This window comes from Solidesulfovibrio carbinoliphilus subsp. oakridgensis, from assembly GCF_000177215.2.
GTDB lineage: Bacteria > Desulfobacterota > Desulfovibrionia > Desulfovibrionales > Desulfovibrionaceae > Solidesulfovibrio > Solidesulfovibrio carbinoliphilus.
Genome location: NZ_CM001368.1, coordinates 1,651,269 through 1,674,079, shown reverse-complemented (window position 1 = coordinate 1,674,079; position 22,811 = coordinate 1,651,269). Strand labels below are relative to the sequence as shown.

The window sequence follows — 22,811 nt, the reverse complement described above, 5'->3', positions numbered from 1 at the left end:
GGATTTTCCAGCCCCCCGGACCCCTGGACTGTTTAGATGCCGAGATAGGCCGATTTGATGTGGGGATTTTCGAGCAGTTGCCCGGCCTGGCCGGAAAGGGCCACCCGGCCGTGTTCCAGCACGTAGCCACGGTCCGAGAGTTTGAGGGAATGGTTGACGTCCTGCTCGACGAGCAGGACCGTGGTGCCGGTGTCCGCGATTTTCCGCAGGGTGTCGAAGATGGACTTGACCAGGATCGGGGCCAGGCCAAGCGACGGCTCGTCGAGCATGAGGAGCCCCGGCAGGGCCATGAGGCCCCGGCCGATGGCCACCATCTGCTGCTCGCCGCCGGAAAGGGTCATGGCCGTCTGGGCCTGGCGTTCGAGGAGCCGCGGCAGAAGTTCGTAGACCTGGCGCAGGGTCTTGGCCCGCACCTTGTGGGCCCGGGGGGTGTAGGCCCCGATCTCCAGGTTCTCGGCCACGGTCATGAGCGAGAAAAGCCGCCGCCCCTCGGGCACGTGCACGATGCCCCGCTCCACGATCCGCTCCGGCGGCAGGGCCTGGATGGGCTCGCCCCGGAACCGGATGACGCCCGAGGTCGGGGGCAAAAGGCCGGAAATGGCTTTTAAAAGGCTCGATTTGCCGGCGCCGTTGCCGCCGATGATGCTGACGACCTCCCCTTCCTCCACGGTCAGGGACAGGTCGTTTATGACCTGGACGTCGCCGTAGGCCACGTCGATATGCTCCACGCTAAGCAGCGTCATAGTCCCCTCCCAGATAGGCCTTGATGACGTTCTCGTCATGGGTCACGTCCTCGGGCGTGCCCTCGGCGATCTTCTGGCCGAAGTGGATGACCGCCACCCGGTCGGACAGGGCCATGACGGCCCGCATGATGTGTTCGATGACGAAGACCGTGACCCCCCGGTCGCGAAGGCCCTTGATGATGCCGATCATGTCGTCGACCTCGGTCGGGCGCAGGCCGGCCATGACTTCGTCGAGGAGCAAGAGTTCCGGGTCGGTGGCCAGGGCCTTGCCGATCTCCAGGCGCTTTCGGTCGGCGATGGTCAGGTTGCCGGCCAGGCGGTCGCGCAGGTGGTCGAGGGCCAGGGTGGCCATGACCTCCTCGGCCTTCTCCCGGGCCTTGGCCGTGGAGTTGGTGTGGAGAAAGGCTCCGACCATGATGTTGTAGAGCACGGTCTTCCCGGCAAAGGGCTTGACGATCTGGAAGGTGCGGGCCAGCCCCAGCCGGCAGAGATCCCAGGGCTTTTGGCCGTGGATCGCCTTGCCCTTGAAGTGGATCACGCCTTCGGACGGGGCGTAGACGCCGGCCACGAGGTTGAAGACCGTGGACTTGCCCGCGCCGTTTGGGCCGATCAGGGCCAGGATCTCCCCCTGGGCGATATGGAGGTCCAGGGCGCTGACGGCGGTCAGGCCTCCGAAGTGCTTGGTCAGGCCGGTTATTTCAAGGATATTGCTCATTGCGCGGCTCCCTTGACGGCTTCCGTGGCGACTCCCGCGGCCTCGGGCTCCCGGGTGATCTTGCGGGCCAGGCGGTCGTAGACGGCGGCGAGCGGCGCGGTCAGGCCCTGGGGCTTGTAGAGCATGACCAGGATCAGGATCAGCCCGAAGATGACCAGGTGCAGGCCCGGCAGCATGTCGCTTAAGTAGATGCGGGTGAACTCGTTGACCGGCCGCAGGACCAGGGCCCCGATGACCGGGCCGGCAATGGTGCCGCGTCCGCCGATCAGCGCGATAAACGCGATCTCGAAGGACAGGTCGAGGCCCATCAGTCCCTTGGGATAGAAGTAGAGCATGAGCTGGGCGTAGAACGTGCCGGCCAGGGCCGTCAGGAAGCAGGACAGGGCCATGGAGAGAAGCTTGCAGTTGGCCACGTTGATGCCGAGGGCGGCGGCCGCCTCGGGCTCCTCGCCGCCGGCGGCCAGGTAGTAGCCGATCTTGGAGCGGGAGATGCACCAGGTAAGGGCCAGGACCAGGACGAGGAGCGTCAGGATGATGTAATAGTAGGGCTCCTTGGACATGAACTGGTAGTTCCAGAAGGAGGCGTCCTTGAGCGGTATGAGCAGTCCCCGGGGGCCGTTTATGTGCAGGGGCCCGAGATTGTCGATGTTTTCGACCATGACCCGGATGCCTTCGGCAAAGGCGATGGTGCACAGGCAAAAATAGGCCCCGCGCATCCGGAAGGTGGGCAGGCCGATGATGACGCCGAAAAGCGCGGCGAGCAGGCCCCCGGCCAGCATGCCGATCCAGGGCGAGATGCCGTACTGGAGGGTCAGGATGGTCGAGGTGTAGGCGCCGATGCCGACGAAAAGCGAATGGCCGAGCGGCAGGACGCCGGCAAAGCCGCCGACCAGATTCCAGGCCGTGGTCAGGTAGGCGTAAAAAAAGAGCAGGATGAGGATTTGGAGATAGGTTGGGCTTTTGACCACCAGGGGCAGGGCAAAGGCCGCCAGCCCCGCCAAGACGAGCAGTGTCCGGTCGAGTTGTTTTCGGCTCACGATGCGCCTCCTACCAGTCCTGTTTGTGGCCGAAAAAGCCCGAAGGTTTGACGAAAAGAATGACCAGGAAAATGGCGTAGATGATGGCTTCGGTCCAGGTCGAGGCCATGAACTGCGAGAAGACGGACTCGATGACCCCGATGACGAGTCCTCCGAGGAGGGCCCCGGGGATGCTGCCGAGGCCGCCCAGGACCACGATGATGAAGGCCCGGATGTCGAAGACCACGCCGAACGACGGGTAGACGTAGTAGAAGGGAATGAGCACGCAGCCGGCGATGCCGGCGATGGCCGTGCCGAGGCCGAAGGCGATGTTGTAGACCTTGTACTGGTCGATGCCCATGAGATTGGCGGCCTCGCGGTCGAGGCTCGTGGCCCGAAGGGCCATGCCGATCTTGGTCTTTCGCATGAAAAGGGCCAGGCCGACGGCTGTCAGCACGGCCACCACGAAGCCGGAAAATTTGGGTACGGAAATGATGTACTGTCCGAGGGCGAAGGATTTGTTGGAAATGGCGGTGCGCACGGTGCGGTACTCGGCGCCGAAAAGCATCAGCGCCAGGTTGTCGAGCACGTACCAGACGCCGGTGGTGACGATGATGACGGTGAGCGGCTCGCGGACCTGCCGCTCGGCCTTGAACACGGGTTTGATGACCACGTCCTGCAGGTAGTAGCCGAAGACGAAAAGGACGGGGGGAACGATGACAAGGGCCAGATACGGGTGGATGCCCGTGAGCTTGATCAACCAGTAGGCGCTGAACATGCCGACCATGAGCAGGGAACCGTGGGCGAAGTTGACGACCTTCATCACCCCGAAGATCAGGGTGAGTCCGAGGGCCGTCAGCCCGTACATGGCTCCCATCATGATGCCGCCAAGCGTCGCCTGAATCACCGCGGTCATGAGGCCTCTCCGGACGTTTGGTCCCGGACCGCCAGGGGCGGTCCGGGGCGTTTGGGGAACGTTCGCTATTTGTTGGCCGGGAAGACGGGGGTGTAGCCGGCGCGGCGGGCGGACTTGGGCCACACGGTGACGCGCTCGGGCTGGCCGTTCACGTCCGCCACCTGGACGATGACGATGCCGGCGTTCTTGTTCTGGCCGGTTTCGTCGAACTGCACGCCGTCGTAGGAGACGATCATGCCCGGTCCGGTGGTCAGGTTGGTGGTGGCCAGGGCGTCGCGGATCTTGGCCGGATCGGTGGAGGCGGCCCGCTCCAGGGCGTCGGCGATGACGTAGACGGCGGCGTAGGCGTCGACCGACTCGCCGGTCAGGTCGTAGCCGTACTTTTTCTTGAACTTGGCGTTGGTTTCCTTGGCGCCGGGCTTGTTGACGTCGGTGTTCCACTCGACTTCGTCAAAGAGGCCAAGGGCGTTGGTGCCGGTGTTTTCCAGGAACTTGGGATCGGCATGGCCGCCGCCGCTGGCCAGGACGACCTTGGGCCTCACCTGCATCTCGGTCATGTTGTTGGTCAAAAGGATGGCGTCGGCGGCGTTCGAGACCAAGAGGACGATGTCCGGGTTGGCGGACTTGAGCTTGGTCACGACCGGGGTGAGGTCCGTGGCCGTGCTCGGGTAGGGCTCGTCCAGGACGATCTGGTAGCCGTCCTTTTTGGCCAGCTCGCGCCACTTCTCGGCAAAGCCCGTGCCCCAGTCGCCGTTTTCGAAGACAAAGGCGATGGTTTTGAGCTTGACCCCGGTCTCTTCCTGCATGTCTTTCAGGAACCGGAACTGGTCGCGGACCCACCAGGAGTCCTTGGCCGCGATGCGAAAGACGTTTTTGAAGCCGCGCTCGGTGATGGTGTCGCGCACGGCCACAGGCACCACAAAGGGGATGCCGTAGCGCTCGGCCACCTGGGTCGCCGGGTAGGTGACGGCCGAGTTCCAACAGCCGGTCATGAGGTTGACCTTTTCGGTGTTGATCAACCGTTCGGTCTCGGTGACGCCGACGGTCGGGTCGGACTTGCTGTCGGCGTAGACCAGTTCGAGCTTGGCGCCGCCAAGCGATTTGATGCCGCCGGCGGCGTTGATCTCTTCCACGGCCATTTCCCGGGCCTGCTTGCCCTGGACGCCGACCGAGGCCGACGGGCCGGACAGCGGCTCGACGTTGCCGATCTTGATCGTCTTGTCCGCGGCCACGGCCGGCGAGACGGCCAGGACGGCCCCGAAAGTCCAGACGGCCGCGCCGACGAAGCCGGCCAGCAGCAATCCCTTGTACCCCGTTTTCATGCCATACCCCTTTGTTGACGGTTGGTGCCTGTCGGGCCTTGCCTATTTGCCGAGGTTCTTGGTCACCTCGCGAATGCCGTCTTCCATGATGTCCAGGCCGCGTTTCAGCTGGTCCGCCGTAATGACCAGCGGCATGAGGACGCGGATGCAGTTGCCGAAGTTGCCGCAGGACAGGACGAGCAGGCCGTTGTCCTGGCAGTATTTGGCCACGCCCTTGGCGGCTTCCGGGCAGGGGGTCTTCTCGGCCCGGTCGGAGACGAATTCGATGGCCCGCATGGCGCCGAGGCCCCGCTCGTCGCCGACGAGCGCGTAGGTTTTCTTGAAGGCGGCAAAGCGGCGCTTGACGGCGTTGCCCAGCCGCTCGGCCTTGACCAGCAGGTTGTCCTGGTCAAAGGCGTCAAAGACGGCCAGCCCGGCCCGGCAGGCGAGCGGGTTGCCGCCGTAGGTGCCGCCGATGCCGCCCGGGGCCACGGAATCCATGATCTCGGCCTTGCCGACCACGCCGGCCAGCGGCAGGCCGCCGCCCATGCTCTTGGCCACGGTCATGAGGTCCGGGGCGACGCCGTAATGCTCCATGGCGAACATCTTGGCCGTGCGGCCGAAGCCGGACTGGATCTCGTCGGCCACGAAAACGATGCCGAACTCGTCGCAGAGGGCGCGCAGCCTGGTGAAAAATTCCACCGGCGGGACCACGAAGCCGCCTTCGCCCTGGACCGGCTCGGCCACGATGCAGGCGATCTGCTCGGCCGCGGCCGTGCCGATGAAAAATTCCCGCAACTTCTCGGCGCAGGCCGCGCCGCACTTGGGATAGGTGAGGCCAAGGGGGCAGCGGTAGCAGTAGGGATAGTAGGGGAACTGGTAGACTTCCGAGGCCATGGGGCCGAAGCCGAACTTGTAGGGCTTGACCTTGCTGGTCATGGACATGGTCAAAAGCGTGCGGCCGTGGAAGGCGTTTTTCATGGCCACGACGCCGGCCCGGCCGGTGTGGCAGCGGGCGATCTTGACGGCGTTTTCCACGGCTTCGGAGCCGCTGTTGACGAAGAGGGCCTTTTTCTCGAAATCGCCCGGCGCGGCCTCGCTGACCCGCTTGGCCAGCTGGAGGTAGGGCTCGTACAGGGTGACCATGGAGCAGGTGTGGAGGTAGCGGCCGGCCTGGTCCTTGACCGCGGCCACGACCTTGGGATTGCAGTGGCCGACGTTCAGGACGCCGATGCCGCCGACGAAATCGATGAACTCGCGGCCGGTGACGTCGCGAAGCAAAGCGCCCTTGGCGGATTCGACGAAAAAGGGCGTGGCGTTGGGATGTCCCTTGGGGACATAACGGTCGCGCAGGGCTTGCAGTTCTTGCGCCTTTTCGGTGGTGTTCACGGATCATCCTCGGGGTTGTCGATTGGGGGGCGAGAGCGCCTCATACCATAATGAACGGGAACGGTAAAAATGGATTTGAGCAAGAAGCAGGCCAGGATTGTTTTTGTAAAATAGCTCTGATATTTTGTGCCGTTATAAGAATGACTCCGGATGACGGCCTGTGTTGTCGATTCGGCAATGAATCGGCAATTTTGTAAATATTCCATATAATCAATGCCTTTGATCTGATTCATTTTTAAATCAGGTTTTCGCGCTAGCCCAAGCCGGGCCCCCGGTCCGGTCCCGGACCGGGGACAAGACACGGACACCAGAAAGTGTCTGCACAAAGAATGAAATATTTGATATGGTTGTCGCGTAAGCCCGTTCGGGCGAACCGGCGCGAACGGCCGGTGGCGACGGCTACGGCCGTCCAGTCTGATTCATTCCTGAATCAATCGCGGTGGAGCGCATACCGCTTGAGCTTGCGCACCACCGTCGCCTGGCTGATGCCGAGGTAGGCCGCCATCTGCCGGGTGGTGCGGCAGGCGGCCATGGCCTCGCGCAGCCGGCGCAGGCTGGCCTGGTCCGTGGACTCGACCAGCCGGCGCGGACCCGGCCGGGCCGTGTCCGGCCCGCCGTCGCCGGAAAGCGCCTCGTCCAGGGCCTCGGTCAGGTCGTCGTCGTCGCTCATGACAAAGGCCTTCTGGATCAGGTTGACCAGTTCGCGCACGTTGCCCGGAAAATCGTAGGCCTCAAGGAGACGCATGGCCCGGGGCGAAAGCCGTTTGGCCTTGCCGTGGCGGGCGTTTTGCTGGGAGAGGTAGAATTCGGCCAGGCCGAAGATGTCGTCGCGGCGCTCCCGCAGGGGGGCGATGCGCACGATGAAGGTGTTCAACCGGTAATAGAGGTCCTTGCGGAACTGCCGCCGCTCGACCAGCCCCTCCATGTCGCAGTTGGTGGCCGCCACCACCCGGCATTCGACGATGCGCGACTCGCCGCCGCCAAGCCGGCGCAGTTCGTGGTCGTCCAGGTATTTGAGCAGCTTGGCCTGGGCGGACAGGGGGATGTCGCCCACCTCGTCGAGGAACAGCGTCCCCCCCTTGGCCAGCTCGATGAGCCCCGCCTTGCCGCCTTCCCTGGCCCCGGTGAAGGCTCCCCGTTCGTAGCCGAACAGTTCGGCCTCGAACAGGTTTTCCGGCACGGCCGGGCAGTTGATCTGAATAAACGGCTTCTCGGCCCGGGGGCTGACCTGATGCAGGAACTTGGCGAGCAGGCCCTTGCCCGTGCCGGACTCGCCAAGGAGCAGGATCCGGGTGGCGTCCATCTGGGCCAGCTTTAAAAGCGTGCGCAGCGTCCGCTGCATCTGCGGGCTCTGGGCCACGATGTCCTTCTGGGACAGCTCGAAAAGGGACAGTTCGGCCAGCTCGCTCTTGTAGCGCTCCTCCACGGTCCGGGCGTTTTGCAGACTCTGGCGCAGGTTTAGGAGTTCCGTCACGTCCCGCTCGTTGACCACCACCAGGGCGACGGCCCCGGCCGCGTCGAGGACCGGCGTGCCCGTGACCAGGAGCTGCTTGCCGGTGCGGGTGATGTGCTGGATCATGCTGGCCTGCCGGCCGGTGGCGATGACATCCAGGGTGGCCGACCGGTCGACCATGCGTTCGGCCACGATGCACTGGACGTTTTTCCCGACATAGTCCGCGGCCCGGATGGAATTGAGGCGCTGGGAGGCGGCGTTGATCTCCAGGATCGTGCCGTCGCCATCGCAGATCCAGATGCCGTCGGACACGGAATCGAGGATGGAGCGCAGGCGGCTGTCGAGGGCCGGCGTCTGGCCCGGGACCGGGGCGTCGGCCACCAGGGTCGCGCCGACCGTGCGGCCGTCGCGCACGATGGGCAGGACGCAAAGGCCAAGGGGGCCGGCGGCGGTCTCGATGCGGGCCCCGGCCGGGGCCGCTTCGGCCAGGCACCGGGCCACCGGCTGCCACAGGTCCGGCCGGGCCAGCGGCAGGGCCGCGCCGGGGCCGGCCGCCTCCGGGCCGAACAGGGCCAGGGCCGCCGGATTGGACGTGGCTACCCGGCCGTCGGCGTCCACGGCCACAAGCGGTCCGGAGAGCGACCGCAGGATGTCGGCATCGGTAAAAGGGGCTGCCATGGGGCCAGGCTCCGTCGCGAGAGGGTGGGCGGCCCGGGGCACCGGGCCGCAGCCCGAAAATGGCATGGATCAAAGGCCCGGGGCAACGGGAAAAGCGGCGCTTGCCGGACCTGGAAGGCGGCTTGCCGGAAAAGCGGGCGCAAAGGGCGGGAACCGGGATGGAGGCGTTGGCCTGGAAGGCGACGGGGGCCCGGGCGGCCCTGGAGCCGGCCGGACCCCCGTCACGCATCAGTGGCAGTTGTTCCGGATGACTTCGCAATTATTGAGGCACTGGGGCTTGGTGTGGGCCTGGCTGCGGGAAATGCCCTCGCAGGCGGCCCGGCACTGCTGGTACTGGCTGGCGCAGGATTGGCTCGGGGACGCCGGCGATAGGGACATGGGATAGGCGCCCGCCGGCACGGCTTCCCGGGAACCGGGCTGGGTGTAGTAGAGGCCGGGGCCGCTGCGCGGATCGACGCCGGTCGCGGCGGCCTGGGGATAGGCCTGCGGATACGGCGGGGCATACCCTTGGGGGTAGGCCTGGGGATAGGCCGCCTGCGGGTAGGCCTGCGGATAGACCACCACCGGGCCGGACGGCTGGATGGGCATCACGTCCTCGATGTAATAGGCGCCGCCGGCCGGGTCGCGGTAGTAGAGGCGCTGGCTGGCGTCCATGAAATAGGGACGGGTGTCGTTTTCAAGGTAGTAGACCGTGCCGCCGCCCACGGGCTGGGTCACTTCGCGCACGATGTGGTGCATCCGGCCCAGGCTGTCCACGTAAAACCGCTGCTGGGTCTCGGTGACCACGAAGCGCTGGGCCTCGGCCGGCTGTGTCGCGTAGCCCCGGGCCGAGGCCCGGGCCACGTCGGGCGCGGGCGTCGCGTAGGCCTCCGGCGCCGGCTGGCGGCGGGCACAGCCGGTCACGGCCAAAACGAGAAGCGAACCGATAAAAATTCTCTGCGCAAGCATTCCAAAACGTGTGGTGGCCATGGTGGTCCTCCTGGTCGAATGAAGAGCTCTCCTCTATTCTTGCAGCATTTGGCCTTGCGGCGTCAAGCATGGAACGCTGCCAAAGACCGCTGCAACGGCCCGGCGTGTTGCCGGGCAGGCCGTGTTGGCATAGGGAGGGAAGCCAGGGTCCCATGGAATACCGGGGCCGTCTTTCCGGCGGCCAGCCCCCAAAAAGAACCCCAAAACGCGAGGTTTGCCATGACGAGCCAGGCCACGCCCGCCGCACTGCTTGAAATCGCCGGCGGCTATTGGAAGACCTGCGCCCTGCACGCGGGTGTCGTGCTCGATGTGTTCACGCCCCTGGGCGACGGGCCCCTGACGGCCGGGGAACTGGCCGTTCGCCTGGGCTGCGACGCCCGGGCCCTCGGCATGCTCCTTAGGGCCCTGGCCGCCATGGAGCTTCTCGCGCGTTCGGGCGAGGGTTACGCCCTCGCCGGAGAGGCCCGGGAGTTTCTCGATGCCCGCTCCCCGCGCTACATCGGCTACGCCGTCCGCCACCACCACCGGCTCATGCCCGTCTGGACCCGGCTGCCGGAAGCCATCCGGTCCGGCCGGTCCCTGCGCGAACACATGGGTGGGGACGCGGACCCGGGAGACCGCGAGGATTTCCTCATGGGCATGTATAACATCGCCCTGTCCATCGCGCCAAGGCTGGCCCAATCCCTCGACCTGTCCGGCCGCCGGCGGCTTCTGGACCTCGGCGGCGGGCCCGGCACCTACGCCGTCCACTTCTGCCTGGCCCATCCGGAGATGACGGCCACGGTCTTCGACCTGGCCGGGTCCCGGGAGTTCGCGGCCTCGGTGAGCGAACGTTTCGGCGTGGCCGACCGCGTGGAATTCGTGGCCGGCGACTATCTCAAGGACCCGGTGCCGGGCGGGCACGACGTGGCCTGGCTGTCCCAGATCCTCCACGCCGAGGACCCGGCCGGCTGCCGGACCATCCTTGGCAAGGCGGCGGGGGCCCTTTCGCCGGGCGGGCTTCTTTTCGTCCACGAGTTCATGCTCGACGACGACGCGGCCGGGCCGGAATTCGCCGCGCTTTTCTCCCTCAACATGCTGCTCGGCACGGACCACGGCCAGTCCTACCCGGAAGGGCAGATCCGGGAGATGATGGAAGCGGCGGGCCTGCGGGATATCCGGCGCCTGGACTTCACCGGGCCAAACGGGTCGCGGGTGCTGTGCGGCACGGTGGGCTGACGGGCGATCCCGGATCAGGCGGCCCAGGCCGGGACGCCCGGGCCGCGAACGTCCTTCCGGCGGGGGGATGGCCGGCGGCCGGACAGGACCCGGGCCGGCCTCAGCCCAGGGCCACGCGGTTGCGCCCGGTCTGCTTGGCCTTGTAAAGGGCCTCGTCGGCCCGGGCCACCAGGGCCCGGGCGTTGGCGCCCGGGTGTCCCGTGGCCACGCCGAAGCTGCACGTCACCCGGCCGGCCGCCGGGAAGACGGTCTTCTCCACCGCGGCCCGGAGCCGTTCGGCCAGCTGCCGGCCCGCTTCGGGATCGGTCTGGGGGGCCACGATCAGAAACTCCTCTCCGCCGTAGCGCCCAAGCGTGTCGTGGTCGCGCACGTGGTCGGCCACGAGCCGGGCCAGGGCGACGAGGACCGCGTCCCCGGCCGGATGGCCGTAGGTGTCGTTGACGGCCTTGAAGTGGTCGATGTCGAACATGATGATGGTCAGGGGATCGGCGTGGCGGCCGGTGCGGTGGAGTTCGCGGCTTAAGAGTTCGTCGATGCCGGCCCGGTTGGCGATGCCGGTCAGGGCGTCGGTGGCGGCCCGGATGATGAGCTGGCGGCGCTCCTCGGCCAGGGGCGTGATGTCGGTGAAGGTCAGGATGCGCCGGTCGAGTTCCGGGAATTCGGCCGAGGAGACGAGAAAGGTCCGGTCCTGGCCGGTCTCGCCGGCCAAGCGGGAGAAGACGGCCTGGTGGGTGGCGTCGGGCCGGGGGGTGACCTGGGCGGTCCAGGAGAAGTCGGCCGCGTCGTGGCGGCGGCCGTCGATCTCGAGCGACCGGCCGGCATGGTGTCCGGCTTGCAGGGCGTCCAGGCTCGGGGCCCCGAGAAAATCGAGGAAGGTGCGGTTGACGTAGTCCACCGTGCCGCCGTCCAGGGTCAGGATGAAGTTGGGGTTGATGTCGAGGGTGAACTGGAACAGCCGGCCCCTGGCCTCGGCGGCCCGGGAGTCGAGGAGGCGCGAGGCCTGTCTGGCCAGAAGCGTCAGCAGGGACTCCGCCTCCACGGGCTTGACCACATAGCCGTCCACGCCGATCTCGATGGAGCGCAGGAAAAATTCCGTGTCGCTGTGGGCCGTGACCAGGATCACCGGCGTGCCCGGGTCCATGGCCTTGATGGCCGAGGCCATGTCCAGGCCGTTGACCCTTGGCATGTGGATGTCCGTGACCACGATGTCCGGACGCTCGAACTTGAAGGCCTCCAGGCCCTCGGCCCCGTCGGCGGCCGTGGTCAGCTTGCCGGCGAACCGGGAGAGGAGCAGGCCCAGCTGTTCCCTGGCGAAACGGTCGTCCTCGACCACCAGGATGTGCAGGCGGGCAAGGGAGCGGTATTTTTCCTTGGCGGCCTTGGATAGGGGCACGGGCTTCCTCCGGTGGTTGCGGGGCGGGCCGGTCAGGCCGGGCCGTTTAAGGGAATGCGGATGGTCAGGCGCGATCCGTCCCGGGTGTTGGTTGCGAGAAGCCGGCCGCCCAGGTGGTCTTCGATGATGGTCTTGGACATGTAAAGGCCGAGTCCGGTGCCGCCGTGGGCGGATTTGGTGGTGAAGTAGGGATCGAAGATCCGGTCGCGGATGTCGGGCCGGATGCCGCCGCCGTTGTCTGTTATGTGGATCACGGCCTGGCCGAGGCGGGCCATGACCCGGATGGTGATGCTGCCGCCACCCGGCCGGTTGGCCAGGATGGCGTCCTTGGCGTTGCTCAAAAGGTTGAGCACGACCTGGGAAAACTCCCCGCGAAAGCCCCGGACCCGGGGGTTGTGCCGGGCGATGAAGCGCACGGCCACGTCGTGCTGGGCCAGGCTCGCCTCGATCAGGAGCAGGGCGTCGCTTATGGCCTCGACCACCGTGAAGGGCTCGCGCTGCTTGTCGGGCCGGAAGAAGTTGCGGAAGTCGTCGATGGTCGTCGACATCTTGCGCAGGATCTCTCCGGCCTGGCGGTGGGAAGCCAGGAGCAGGTGGGTCTCGTCCCCGCACACGGATTCGTATTCGAAACGCAGGTTGGCCAGGAGAATCGACAGGGCGTTTAAGGGCTGCCGCCACTGGTGGGCGATGTTGCCGATCATCTCGCCCATGGCCGCAAGCCGGGTCTGGTTCAGAAGCAGGATGTCCTTTTGCCGGTTTTTTTCGGTCTCCTCGCGGACCCGTCGGGACAGGTCGCGGTTAAGCGCCGAGATCTCCTCCTGCCGGGCGGCCAGGGCGGCCAGGACGCGCTTGCGTTCGGTCACGTCGCGCACGTTGGCTAAAATCACCGGCCGGCCGGCCAGGACGATGCGGCGCAGGTAGACCTCGACGTAAAAAAGGCTGCCGTCGTGGGGACGGCGGGCCTTCCATTCGAAGAACCGGTCCTCGCCGTTCATGACGTCCCGCCAGTATTCGGAAAGCTTGCCGGGCGGATTGTCCGGGGCGGAATAGTCGCGTTCGATGGAAAACGATTCCGCCTCGTCCCGGCGCACGCCGTAGAGTTCGAGCATCTTGTCGTTGAGGTCGAGGATGCGGCCCGTGGTATCGTGGAGAAAGATGGCGTCGTAGGTGCTGTTGAAGACCCGGCGGAAACGGTCCTCCGAGGCCTTGACCGCCTCGTCGGCGGCGCGGCGCTCGGAAATGTCCCGGTAGAAGCCGAGGATGGCCGGCCGGCCGCCGTAGGTGATGGGCTGGGCCGAGATGTCGGCGTAGAAATGCCCGCCGCCCTTGCGCCGGCAGGGGATGTCCTCCAGCAGCCGCAGCCGGCCGGCCGCGATTTCCTGGAAAAGGGTGAGCGACCGCTCGCGCTCCTCGGTCGGGTGGAGGTCCCACGGGGACAGGGCGGTCAGCTGCCGGGGGGCGTAGCCGAACATGCGGCAGGCGGCGGCGTTGACCCGGACGATGGAGCGGTTGCCGACATCGGCGATAATGAGCCCGTCGGAGGTCTCGTTGTAGATGGCCTCCAGCTCCTCGTTGGTCTCCCGGAGCCGGGCCAGGGCCTCGCGGTAGGCGGTGATGTCGCGCGAGAGGATGACCAGGCCCTTGGGCTGGCCGCCCTCGTGGAAAAGCGGGGCCTTTATGACGTCGAAATGCCGGTCCTGGCCGGCCGGCGTGGTCAGGGTCATGCCGAAGACACTGACCTCCCGGGTGGCCCAGGTCCGTTCGTCCGTGGCCGCGGCCGCGGCAAAGGCCCCAGCGTCGCCGGCGGTATGGGCGGCCAGGGCCGCGTCGGTCTGGCCCTGCCAGTGGACGCCGGCGAGGCCGAAGGCCTCGATCTGGGCCTGGTTGGCGACGATCCACCGGCCCTTGGCGTCCTTGAAGCAGACGGGGTCGGGCATGGCGTCCAGCAGCGAGCGCAGGCGCTGCTCGCTTTCGGCCAGTTCCCGGGCGGCCCGGCGGCGTTCGGACGTCTCCAGGGCCAGGGAGAGCATGTCGGCCATGGACCCGGCAAAGGCCAGTTCGTCGTCGGACCACCGGCGCGGCGCCCCGGTGTGCTCCAGGCACAGGACCCCGGCCAGCCGTCCGGAAAAGCGGAAGGGCGCGTGGAGCAGGGAGACGATGCCGCGCTCGCGCAGGTAGGTTTCGGCAAAGCCGCTGGTCAATGGCGAGGTCAGGGCGTCGCCGGCCACGATGACCCGTTCGTGGGTGATGGCTTGGAAATAGATGGGAAATTCGGCCAGGGACAGTTCCTTGCCCTCGTCGCCGCTGCCAAGGCCCCCGCCAAGGAGGCAGCGGAGCCGGTCGTGGTCCGGGGACAGGACCCAGACCCCGGTCCGGGCCAGGCCGAGCACGGCCATGGACCGGCCGAGGAGGGTGGCGGCAAAGGCCTTGAACTCGCCGATCTCCAGGGCTTCGAGGCTTTTGAGATCGAAGATGGCCCGGGTCTGGGCATTGAGGCGCACCATGCGGCTGGTCAGGTCCTGCTCGCGCAGGCCGATTTCCCGGAAAAGGAGGTCGTAGGGCCGGCTTATGCCCGTGACCACGATGGCCTGGCAGCTCAGGCAATAGCCGAGGACCTTGGCCGCCTGGCCGGCGATGCGAAGCCAGGGGGGGACGGGGTCGAGGGCGATGATCGCGCCGGAGAGGGCCAGGGCGGCCAGGGATCCGAGCAGCAGCCGGACGATGCGCGGCGACAGGTGGCTGCGGTTGCGCCACAGGCCGAGGCCGGCCGCGGCAAAAAGCCCGATGGCCCCGATCCGGCCGGCCAGCAGCAGCGGGGCGGCCGCCGGTTGCTCCGGGGAAAGGACGCGGGAGGAGACGCCGAGGACCAGGGCCAGGGCGGCCCCGCCGACCCACAGATTGGCGGCGGCCGTCGAAATGACGCGGTTTTGCAGCAGCCAGGCCCCGGCGCACAGGGCCCCGGCCAGGAGGATGCGGCTGGCGGCCCGGAAAAGGGCCAGGGTGTCGGGGGGCATCCGGAACGGACCCAGGCCGGCGGCGGCGAGCAGGTGCAGGGCGTCGAAGCCGGCGGCATAGAGAAAGGACAGGCCGAGCACCAGGAAAAAACCGTGCTCCACAGAGGCCCGGGCGTTCCAGATCACCAGGAACATGGCCGCGCCCGTGACCACGCACACGAGTTCGGCCAGGACGTGAAAGAGCTGGTAGTCGTGGACGCCGACCAGGCCCAGGCAGAGGAGCCCCAGGACCACGGCCGCGACGCCGACGAAGGAAGCGCCGGTCCGGCGGTTTTGGAACGGGGAGGCGGGACGCGGCGGCAACGGATCACTTCCCTTGCCGGCGGGAAAAGAGAGGGTGGCCCCGGCCGCGCCGATGGCAGCGGACGGGAGACGTGGCCTTGGCGCGGTTCAAAACGCCTCCGTGGGGCAGGCCGGGCCGGACAGGTTGTCCGAAGCGGCCAGTTTCCTCTACGATGGGCGGCAGGTCCCGTCAAGGCCGCCTGCCCGGCCGGACAGGCGGAGCCTTCTCAATTGACAGGGTGTGTCGCCGGGGCTAATGCCTTTTGCCTGACGGTTCCTTGGAAGATGTTTCGACGCAAGGCTCGCGCAAGCGCGCCTTTTTTTACGGCAGGAGGCTGCCCTATGTCCCGATTTTCCCCGGTCCTGCCCGCTTTTTTGGCCCTGGGCGTCGCCTTGGCCGGCTGCCAGAAGCAGCCGCCCTCGCCGGCGGCCGTGGCCCCGGTCCCCCCCTCGGCGGCCGAACGCCTGGAGGCCGGCAAGCAGGCGGTGGCCGGCGGCGACTGCGGCCGGGCCCAGTCCGACCTGGCCGAGGCGGTCCGGCTGGCTCCGCAATCGGCCGAGGCCCATCTGTACCTGGGGTTGTGCGCGGCCCGGGCCCAGGAGCCGGAGCGGGCCGAGCGGGAGTTCGGGCTGGCCGCGGCCGCCGACGCCAGGGACCCGAGGCCGCTTGAGGCCCTGGGAATCTTCCGCTACGGCCGGGGCGACCGGGAAGGGGCGCGGCGCGCCCTGTCCGAGGCCGTGGACCGGGGGTCCAAGAGCGCCCAGGTCTTCTATTACCGGGGCAATCTGGCCATGTTCGCCCGGGATTGCCGGGAGGCCCTGGCCGACTACCGCCGGGCCATGGCCCTTTCCCCGTCCTTCGGGCCGGCCGCGGCCGAATACAAGGCCGCCCGCCTGGCCTGCGCCCGGGCAGAAACGCCGGCCCCGGCCCCGGCTCCGAAACCGCCGGCGCCCAAGCCGGCCGTGCCCAAACCCGCGCCCAAGCCGGCGGACGGGTCCGCCCCGGCCGGCCACGAGACCCCGCCGGGGACGACCGGGCCGGCCGCGCCCGCCGCGCCGGGCGGAACCGCCCCCGCGCCGGCGTCCAAACCCGGGTCCAAGCCGGCGTCCACGCCGGACGCCAAACCCTCGCCGGTTGCCAAGCCCGCGCCGGCGCCGGCGTCCGAGCCCGCGCCCGAGGCCAGGGCCGAGCCGGCCGCCACGGCCGCGCCGACGCCGGGACAACCCTGATCGCGCGGCCCCGGCCGCGCATCCCCGCTTTTTGCCGCAACGCCGCCCGGGCCGGCCGTTCCCAACCTTGGGGACGCCGGCCCGGCCGCGTCTACAGCTCTTCCAGCCGGACGTCGCCCATGGGACGGCCGAGAAACCGTTCGCCGATCTCCCGGAATTTAAGCGGCATGTCCGTGACGTGAAAGGCGTGGCCCGGCCTGCCGTCCGCCTGCCCGAGCCCCAGTTCGGCCAGGAGGGCGGCGGCGCGTTCGGCCACGGCCGAGGCCGAGTCCTGGAGCCGGATGCCCGGGCCGACCACCCGGGCCAGCAGCGGGGCCAGGAGGGGATAGTGGGTGCAGCCGAGAATCAGGGTGTCGAGGTCATAGGCGAGGAGCGGAGCCAGGTATTCCTCGGCCACGAGGCGGGTCGCCGGGTGGTCGAGCCAGCCTTCCTCGACCAGGGGGACGAAGAGCGGACAGGCCCGGGAGGCCGTGTGCACCCCGGGGCCGCCAAGGGTCGTAAGCGCCCGTTCGTAGGCGCGGCTGGCAATGGTCGAGGGCGTGGCGATGATGCCGATCCGTTTGGTGCGCGTGGCGGCCAGGGCGCTTCTGGCCCCGGCGTCGATGACCTCGATGACCGGGACCGGCGACAGGGCGGTGATGGCCGGCAGGGCCACGGCGGCCATGGTGTTGCAGGCCACGATCAGGAGCTTGACGTCCTTGGCCAAAAGGAAGCGCGTGATCTGGGCCGCGTAGCGGGCCACGGTGTCCGGGGACTTGACGCCGTAGGGAACGCGGGCGGTGTCGCCGAAATAGACGATGGATTCGTGGGGCAGCCGGTCCATGACGGCGCGGGCCACGGTCAGGCCGCCGACGCCGGAATCGAAGATGCCGATGGGGCAGGAAGCGTCGCAGTGCACGGGGGAACGCCTTGTTGCCGGGATTTGGCGTCCGGGAGCCGGGCGACGCCAGGGGCACGACCGCTTGAACCGCCGGCCGGCCCCGGCGTCAAGCCTTTTCTGCGTCCGGCCGGGCAAGCCGGACCGCGCGGCCGGCCATGGCCCGGCCGATGGCCTCCTCAAGCATGTGGAGCTCGACGGGCTTGGCGACATAGTCGTCAAGGCCGGCGGCCAGGAACTTTTCCCGGTCGCTCGTCATGGCGTAGGCGGTCAGGGCGATGATGGGAAGATCCGTCCGGCGGCCGGGCGCGCCGGCGTTTCGGATGGCCCGCGTCGCCTCCACCCCGTCCATGCGGGGCATCTGGATGTCCATGAAGATGAGGTCGAACTCCTGCCGGAGGAAACAGTCCACCGCCTCCCGGCCATCGTCCGCGGCCACCACCGCGTGGCCGAGCTTTTCGAGCATCCTTTTCCCGGTCATCTGGTTGACGGCGTCGTCCTCCACGAAAAGGATCCGCAATCGTTCCCGGGCCTGGGAACGCGGCCGGTTCCCGGCCTCGGCCGGCCGGGCGGGCGCGCCGCCCGTCCGGCGAAAGGGCAGGGACAGGTAGCAGGTCGTGCCTTGGCCGGGCGCGGTGTCGATCTCGAGGGAGCCGCCCATGAGGCCGACCAGCTTTTTGACGATGGAGAGCCCGAGCCCAGCCCCCTGGAACCGCCGGGTGTAGGTCCCTTCGGCCTGGACGAAGGGCTCGAAGATGTCCCGCAGCCGGTCGGGCGGGATGCCGATGCCGGTGTCCGTGACCGTGAAAAGGACCCGGGCCGGGACGGCATCCGTTGCGCCCAGGGGAACGGCCGCGACCGTCACCGAGCCCTTTTCCGTGAACTTCAGGGCATTGCCGACCAGGTTGAAAAGGATCTGGCGCAACCTGGCCTCGTCGCCGACCAGCCGGGGCGGCAGGGCCGGGTCGAGGGTGAAGTCGAGGGAAAGGCCCTTGTCCTTGGCCGCCACGAAGAAAAGCTCCAGCACCGAGGTCCGAAGCGGGGCCAGGGTGAATTCCCCTTCCTGGATGACCAGCCGGCCGGCCTCGATGCGGGACAGGTCGAGAATGTCCGAGAGCAGCCGGGTCAGCCTTTTGGAGGATTGGATCGCGGCCAGGACGTATTCCTTCTGCTCGGTGTCGAGGGGGGTGGTGGTCATGAGCTGGAGCATGCCGAGCACGCCGTTTAAGGGCGTGCGGATCTCGTGGCTCATGTTGGCCAGGAACTCCGATTTTGTCCGGCTGGCGTTTTCGGCCGTCTCCTTGGCCAGGAGCAGGGCTTCGGCGGCGTAGAGGCGCTCCAGTTCGCTGCCGGCCCGCCCGCCGACCATCTGCAGGATCGATTCGGCCAGCCGGGAGTCCTTGAGGGCATGGCGGCCGATGACGGCAATGAGCCCGCTTGGGCGTCCGGCTGCGTCCCACAGGGTGATGCCCACGTAGCTTTCGGCGGCCATGTCCGCGAGCACGGCGTCGTCGGGGAAAAGGCCGCGCACGTTTCGGGGATAGCAGCACACGGTTTTGCCGACGACTTCGCCGCAGGGCGTGTCGGCCAGGGCGTAGGAGAGGTTGTCCTCGAAATGGCCGTCGAAATAGACGGCCAGGGTGCGGGCGGTCAGGCCGTCCCCTTCCAGGCGGTCGATGCACACGAAGTCCATGCGCAGGATTTCGGCCAGGTACCGGGCCAGGGACTGGAAGAAATCCAGCCCGTCCCGGTGGTGGCCGCAGGTGGCGAGGAAGGTCAGGACCTGCTCCTGGAGCTTTCGTTCGGTGATGTCCTGGACCGTGCCCCGCAGGCCCGAAATCTTGCCGGCCATGTCCCGCACCACCTCGCAGCGGGTGGTGATCCAGATCGGCTCGCCATGGCAAAAGGCCTTCACGTCGAGCTCGTAGCCGACGCCGGTGGCGATGGACTGCCCGACGGCCGCGTTGATCCGCTCCCAGCCGGCCTCGGGATAGAGGGTGCCGCGCTGCTGGCGGAAATCCGGGAAGGGCTGGGCCGGGTCGAGCCCGTAGATGGCGTAGAGCTCCGGCGAAGCGGTCGTGGCGTCCGTGGCCGCGTCCCAGTGCCAGCTGCCGAGGTGGGCGATGCGCTGGGCTTCGCGCAGCTCGCCCTCCTTGAGCAGGAGTTCGTGTTCGGCCTTTTTGCGCTCCGTGATGTCGCGGCCAACCACCACCGAACCGACGATGGCCCCGTCCCCGTCCCGGATGGGGGCGAAGGCGTAGCTGCCGACCCAGGTTTCGCCGGTGTCCTTGCGCCGCAGGGTGTATTCGTCGTTGGTGGCCGTCTCGCCTCGAAGGGCCCGGGGGACCGCCCACTGGTCCACGGGCGCAAGCGTCCCGTCGGGCAGGAAGACGTCCAGGATGCCTGGGTATTGGGCAAACGTCCTGGCGCACTCCTCCTTGTTCCTGAACTTGTGGAAGGTGGCGAAGGCGTCGTTGACGTGGATGAACCGGCCCTCGGCGTCGGAAATGAAGACCGCGTCGGCCATGCTGGCCAGGGCGGCCTCGAGCTTCGCCTGACTCTGGCGAAGCGCGGCTTCGATCCGCTTCTGCTCGGTCACGTCCAGGAACACTCCGACCGCGCCGGTCACTTCCTCCCGGGCGTTTCGCAGGGGCACGGCGCTGCCGAAAATGGTCCGGCCGGAGCCGTCCGGGTAGACCAGGTCGATTTCCTCGTCCGTGACGCTCTCGCCCCGGGCGGCCCGGTACATGGCCCGTTGCTCAAAGGTCAGTTCGCGCCCCTCCTTGCTGGCCCGGCAGGTGGGCCCGTCGCCGGGCATGGCCATGGAAAAGGGGGGGGCCGGCTCCATCCGCAGCATCCGGTGGCCGGCCGGGTTGCCGATGACGGTGCGGGCCTCGGTGTCACGGGTGATCCAGATGGCGGCAGGGGTCTGGCGCATGACTGCCTCGAGCTCGGCGGCCCGGGCCTCCGACTCCTGGCGGGCCAGTTCCAGCTCCCGGGTGCGGATGGCGACCAGGGCCTCGAGTTCCTCGTTGCTGCGGAGCAGCACGCCTTCGGCGGCTTTGAGCGCGGTCACGTCGGCATAGGTGAGCACCGCGCCCTCCGCCTCGGCCTGGCCGTCGCGGAAGGGGAAAACCCGTTTGACGTAGCAGCGGCCCTCCGGGCCGGTCACCTCGCGCTCCACCACGTTTTGTCCCCCAAGGACCCGCTCGATGTCCCCGGCCAGGTGGGGATCCTCGACCCGGGCCTTGATGGCGTCAAGGGGCCGGCCGGCGTCCTCCACGGCCAGGTGGAAGATGTCGAGGGCCGCCGGCGTGGCCCGCATCACCCGCTGCCCGCGGTCCACGAAGATCGTGGCCAGATTGGTGCAGCGCAGGAGGTTTTCCACGAAGCCGTTGGCCTTGGACAATTCCTCCACCTTGGCGGACAGTTCCTCGTTTAAGGCTTGCAACTCCTCCCGGGAGGCCTCCATCTCCTCGCTTGCCGACTGGAGCTCCTCGTTCATGCTGAGGAGCTCCTCGTTGGAGGCCCGCAGTTCCTCGTGCAGGGCTTCGTCGTGCTCCATCACTTCGCGCAGCCGGTCGTGGGCCGCCTGCAGCTCGGCCTCGTAGCGCTGGATCGCCCCGCTTTCGGACAGGGCGGCCAGGGGCGGGCCGGCCCCCGCCGGGGAGGCGGCGGCCGGCTCGAAGACCACGAGCAGGCTTAATACCCGGCCGTCGTCGCCAAGGACCGGGTCCACGGCCAAGGTGACGGGACCGTCGGGAGCGGCGGCGGGGCGCAAGGCGGGGATGGCGGTCGGCGCGCCCTTGGCCAGGGCCCCTTGCAGGGCCAGGCGCAGGTGGTGGCGCAGTTCCGGGTCGGCGAGCTTCAGGATGTTGAGGCTCGGTTCGCCGTTTGGCATCCGCAGGTAGGGACTGGTGTCCCCGCACAGGTGCAGGACATGGAAATTCCGGTCCACCAGCACGGCCGGGTGGGCGTAGCGGCGGCGCAGGGCCTCGGCCAGGACGGCCGCCGGACCGGCGGCCGGCAGGGCCGGGTCCGCCGGCCGGCCGTCTTCCGGAAACCGGGGGGGGCGGGCGACGGGAAAGGGCGGCTGGCTTTGGCGCGGGGGCTTGCCGGCACTGCGAAAGATCTTCCACCGCTGGTCCACGCATTCAAGCCGGGTGCCGTGGGTGCTGACGGATTCGGCCGGCCCGAGGAAGAGGTGTCCGCCCGGGCCAAGGGCCTCGTGAAGCAGGGTGAGGGCCCGTTCCTGGAGGTCCGGGGTGAGATAGATGAGCAGATTGCGGCAGACCACCAGGTCCATGTGCAGGAAAGGGGGGTCCCCAAGCAGGTTGTGTCGCACCACCACCAGCCGCTCCCGCAGGCCCGGACGCACGGTATGGCCGTGGCCGTCGGTCTTGAAATACTTCCCCAGCCGTTCGGCGGAGAGGTTTGGCCGGTCCCCCCGGGCGTACCAGCCCCTGCGGGCGGCGGCCACGGCGGCCGGATCGATGTCCGTGGCGAAGACTTTGACGCCGCAGTGCGTCCTGGTCGACTCGATATACTCATTGACGAGCATGGCCACGGAATAGGCCTCTTCCCCGGTGGAACAGCCGATGACCCAGATCCGGACGCAGTCGCCGGGGCTGCGGTCGCGAAAGATGCGCGGCAGGGCCAGGGTCCGCAAGGCCTCGAAGGCTTCGGGATCGCGGAAAAAGGCGGTCACGCCGATGAAAAGGGTCCGCAGGAGCTCCCCGCATTCCGCCGGATCCCTGTCCAGTTTGGCGAGGTAAGCCTCGGTGGTGTCGCAGCCGGCCAGGATCATCCGTTTGCGGATGCGGCGCAGGATGGTGGCGCGGCGGTAGCCCGACAGGTCGCAGCCGGTCCGCTCCCGCAAAAGGGCCAGCACCGCCTCTTCGAAGGAGCCCTGTTCCGTGTCGTCCGGTTCGCCCGGGGCCGTGGCGGAAAGGAGGCGCACGAGCTGGCGGCCAAGGGCCGCGGCCGGCAGCACGGCCGCGGCCAGGCCGGCCTCGATCACGCTTTGGGGCATGCCGCCGTGCAGGGCTTCGGCCGGGTCCTGGACCAGGACCAGCCCGCCGGCCCGGGCGATCCGGGCCGCGCCGGAAAGCCCGTCCGAGCCTGCGCCGGACAGGATGACGCCGATGGCCCGGGGCCCGAACGTGTCGGCCAGATCGCCGAAAAACCGGTCGATGTTGCGGTGCGGGACCTCGGTCTCCTGGTCCACGGGCCGCAGCCGGCCGTTCTCGAGGGCCAGGTCGTGGCGGGGGGACGCGACGTAGACCGTGCCCCGGGCGGGCGGCGTGTCCCCGGACACCTCGGCCACGGCCAGTCCGGTGAAGGCGGCCAGCACTTCGCGAAGGTGGCTTGGCCGGTCCCGGGGCACATGGTTGAGGACGGCCAGGGCGGCCTCGAAGGTGGCCGGCAGTTCGGCCAGCAAGGCCTTGAGGGCCTCGATGCCGCCGGCCGAGGCCCCCAGGCCCACCACCGGCCAGGACGAGGCTGGGCGCGTTTCCGGGCGCGGGCCATCCTCAAGAGAAGGGTGTGTGTCGGCGGAATCCCGGGTGGCGCTCATCGGTTCCCCCTGTGGCCAAACATGGCGAGTCGTTTCCAGGCA

The 22,811-nt window shown here is 68.2% G+C and carries 14 protein-coding genes; 2 read left to right on the top strand and 12 right to left on the bottom strand.

Going from position 1 to position 22,811, the window contains the following annotated elements; genetic code table 11:
* Positions 1–32: 32 nt before the first annotated feature.
* The 8 genes from DFW101_RS07325 to DFW101_RS07290 form a co-directional block, all read right to left on the bottom strand.
* Complete coding sequence (locus tag DFW101_RS07325; protein WP_009180875.1) at positions 33–743, bottom strand: ABC transporter ATP-binding protein; 711 nt, start codon at positions 741–743, stop codon at positions 33–35.
* Entirely contained in the window at positions 730–1,458 is a 729-nt protein-coding gene (locus DFW101_RS07320; protein WP_009180874.1) for an ABC transporter ATP-binding protein, read from the bottom strand. The genes DFW101_RS07325 and DFW101_RS07320 overlap by 14 nt, the downstream gene beginning before the upstream one ends.
* Complete coding sequence (locus DFW101_RS07315) at positions 1,455–2,495, bottom strand: branched-chain amino acid ABC transporter permease (RefSeq protein ID WP_009180873.1); 1,041 nt, start codon at positions 2,493–2,495, stop codon at positions 1,455–1,457. The genes DFW101_RS07320 and DFW101_RS07315 overlap by 4 nt, the downstream gene beginning before the upstream one ends.
* A 10-nt stretch (positions 2,496–2,505) precedes the next feature.
* Positions 2,506–3,390: a branched-chain amino acid ABC transporter permease gene (locus DFW101_RS07310; RefSeq protein ID WP_009180872.1), complete on the bottom strand. Its 885-nt coding sequence runs from the start codon at positions 3,388–3,390 to the stop codon at positions 2,506–2,508.
* A 65-nt stretch (positions 3,391–3,455) separates the two neighbouring features.
* A complete protein-coding gene (locus DFW101_RS07305) occupies positions 3,456–4,712 on the bottom strand; it encodes an ABC transporter substrate-binding protein (protein ID WP_009180871.1) in 1,257 nt (418 codons plus the stop codon).
* 42 nt (positions 4,713–4,754) lie between these two features.
* Positions 4,755–6,080, bottom strand: coding sequence for a 4-aminobutyrate--2-oxoglutarate transaminase (gene gabT / locus DFW101_RS07300; protein WP_009180870.1), 1,326 nt, complete (start codon positions 6,078–6,080; stop codon positions 4,755–4,757).
* A 430-nt stretch (positions 6,081–6,510) separates the two neighbouring features.
* Entirely contained in the window at positions 6,511–8,211 is a 1,701-nt protein-coding gene (locus tag DFW101_RS07295; RefSeq protein WP_009180869.1) for a sigma-54 interaction domain-containing protein, read from the bottom strand.
* Positions 8,212–8,439: 228 nt separating this feature from the next.
* A complete protein-coding gene (locus tag DFW101_RS07290) occupies positions 8,440–9,180 on the bottom strand; it encodes a hypothetical protein (protein WP_009180868.1) in 741 nt (246 codons plus the stop codon).
* A gap of 219 nt (positions 9,181–9,399) precedes the next feature.
* Here DFW101_RS07290 and DFW101_RS07285 point away from each other — a divergent pair, with 219 nt between their 5' ends.
* Positions 9,400–10,398: a methyltransferase gene (locus DFW101_RS07285; protein WP_009180867.1), complete on the top strand. Its 999-nt coding sequence runs from the start codon at positions 9,400–9,402 to the stop codon at positions 10,396–10,398.
* A gap of 100 nt (positions 10,399–10,498) precedes the next feature.
* Here DFW101_RS07285 and DFW101_RS07280 read toward each other — a convergent pair whose 3' ends face one another.
* Entirely contained in the window at positions 10,499–11,791 is a 1,293-nt protein-coding gene (locus DFW101_RS07280; protein ID WP_009180866.1) for a diguanylate cyclase, read from the bottom strand.
* A 32-nt stretch (positions 11,792–11,823) separates the two neighbouring features.
* Complete coding sequence (locus tag DFW101_RS07275) at positions 11,824–15,108, bottom strand: PAS domain S-box protein (RefSeq protein ID WP_009180865.1); 3,285 nt, start codon at positions 15,106–15,108, stop codon at positions 11,824–11,826.
* A 321-nt stretch (positions 15,109–15,429) separates the two neighbouring features.
* On the opposite strand from DFW101_RS07275, the gene DFW101_RS07270 reads away from it, so the two are divergent.
* The gene (locus DFW101_RS07270) at positions 15,430–16,317 is read left to right on the top strand and encodes a tetratricopeptide repeat protein (RefSeq protein ID WP_009180864.1); all 888 of its coding nucleotides are present in this window, start codon (positions 15,430–15,432) and stop codon (positions 16,315–16,317) included.
* A gap of 91 nt (positions 16,318–16,408) precedes the next feature.
* On the opposite strand, the gene murI is transcribed toward DFW101_RS07270, so the two are convergent.
* Together murI and DFW101_RS18650 are read right to left on the bottom strand one after the other, a co-directional pair.
* A complete protein-coding gene (gene murI / locus DFW101_RS07265; RefSeq protein WP_009180863.1) occupies positions 16,409–17,215 on the bottom strand; it encodes a glutamate racemase in 807 nt (268 codons plus the stop codon).
* An 88-nt stretch (positions 17,216–17,303) separates the two neighbouring features.
* Positions 17,304–22,769 carry a CheR family methyltransferase gene (locus DFW101_RS18650; RefSeq protein WP_009180862.1) on the bottom strand — a complete coding sequence of 1,822 codons (5,466 nt, stop codon included), beginning with the start codon at positions 22,767–22,769 and terminating at the stop codon, positions 17,304–17,306.
* Positions 22,770–22,811 lie beyond the last annotated feature (42 nt).